Annotated in this window: 3 protein-coding genes; all 3 read left to right on the forward strand. The window is 62.9% G+C overall.

Features of this window, described 5'->3' with window-relative positions; genetic code table 11:
- Window positions 1-123: L-serine ammonia-lyase, iron-sulfur-dependent, subunit alpha (locus EN742_RS34685; RefSeq protein WP_148670511.1), on the forward strand; the 123-nt coding region annotated here is incomplete at its 5' end.
- A 117-nt stretch (window positions 124-240) separates the two neighbouring features.
- Entirely contained in the window at window positions 241-678 is a 438-nt protein-coding gene (locus tag EN742_RS34690; protein WP_126054677.1) for a DUF1489 family protein, read from the forward strand.
- Between the two features lie 107 nt (window positions 679-785).
- Window positions 786-1,517: a VWA domain-containing protein gene (locus EN742_RS34695; RefSeq protein ID WP_127406506.1), complete on the forward strand. Its 732-nt coding sequence runs from the start codon at window positions 786-788 to the stop codon at window positions 1,515-1,517.
- Window positions 1,518-1,521 lie beyond the last annotated feature (4 nt).

Raw genomic sequence — 1,521 nt, forward strand, 5'->3', positions numbered from 1 at the left:
GTCAAGGCTGTGACCGCAGCGTCGCTCGCCATCAAGGGCGACGGCACCCACTTCGTGCCACTCGACGCGGCGATCGAGACCATGCGCCAGACCGGCCTCGACATGAACGAGAAGTACAAGTAAACCAGCCTCGGCGGCCTCGCCGTCAACGTCGTCGAGTGCTGAACGGCTGATGCTGGCACTGTGGAGAAGTCGGGCAGGGCCGTTGACGGTTTCGCGTGCCGGACTAAACCTTAAGCGATGGCTCTCAATCTCCTAAAACTCTGCGTCGGCTGCGACAGCGTCGAGGATCTCGAAGAGTGGATCGACTTTCGCCTCGACGAGCGGCGGCGCGCCGGCGAGCCGGCCGAGCACTGGCACACCACCCGCATGGTGCCGACGCGTGGCGACGAAGTCACCGACGGCGGCTCGCTCTATTGGGTGATCAAGGGCAACGTGCAATGTCGCCAGTTGATCACCGAGATCCGGCCGTTCACCGACGACGAGGGCATCGGCCGCTGTCACCTGATGCTCGACCCGCAAGTCGTGCGCACCGAATGGCAGCCGCGCCGCGCCTTCCAGGGCTGGCGCTATCTCAAACCCTCCGACGCGCCGGCCGATCTCGGCAAGGGCAGGGCAGGCCTGGTGGAGATGCCTCCGAAGCTCAGGCAGGAGCTGGCCGAACTGGGCCTGCTTTAGACCGGACGATACCTGCCGCGCTGCTTGTGATCCGCCGATGCGTTGGCCCTCCCTATCGCCGGACATGGGACTTGCAAGCATTGGCGCCGCGCCACATCTTGAATCTCATGAGCGACAACAAGCAGCCCGTGCCCCAAAAGGCCGATCCTGCCCCGGTCAAGCCTCAATCAAGCGCCGGGGAGATCGACGCTTTTGTCCGGCAGGCGAGAACCCTTGGCGCTTCTGCCAGCGGCACGGGCAGGCTGATTCTGTCCCTCGACGCGACCATGAGCCGGCAGCCGACCTGGGATCTGGCCAACGCGCTGCAGGGCGAGATGTTCGATGCCGTTGGCAAGCTCGGGACGCTTAGCGTCCAACTGGTCTATTTCCGCGGTCTCGGCGAGTGCCGTTCGTCCGGTTTCGTCAAAGACACCAATGCTTTGAAGCAGCTGATGACGCGGATCGACTGCCGCGCCGGCCATACTCAGATCAGCAAGGTGCTCGTCCACGCGTTGAAGGAAACGGCGGCAACCAAGGTCAATGCGCTTGTCTATATCGGCGATGCCATGGAAGAGAGCATCGACGATCTCACCAGCAAGGCCGGCAGCCTCGGTCTGCATGGCGTGCCAGTCTTCATTTTCCAGGAAGGCCATGATTCCGGAGCGGAAAAAGCGTTCAAGGAAATTGCGCGGCTGTCTAAAGGAGCTTGGTTCCGATTTGATCGGCATGCTGCCGCGACCCTTGCGGGATTGCTTTCAGCGGTAGCCGTATTCGCCACCGGCGGGCTGACGGCACTGGAAGCCAGGGGCAGGCCGGAAGATCGGCTGATGATCGAGCATTTGCGGGGCGGCGGAAATTGATGGG

It is taken from the genome of Mesorhizobium sp. M4A.F.Ca.ET.020.02.1.1 (assembly GCF_004022645.1).
Classification (GTDB): domain Bacteria; phylum Pseudomonadota; class Alphaproteobacteria; order Rhizobiales; family Rhizobiaceae; genus Mesorhizobium.

Bases quoted from the DNA above. Each gene is read 5' to 3' on its own strand.
- EN742_RS34690 (WP_126054677.1), top strand. From the start codon at position 241: ATGGCTCTCAATCTCCTAAAACTCTGCGTCGGCTGCGACAGCGTCGAG.
- EN742_RS34695 (WP_127406506.1), top strand. From the start codon at position 786: ATGAGCGACAACAAGCAGCCCGTGCCCCAAAAGGCCGATCCTGCCCCG.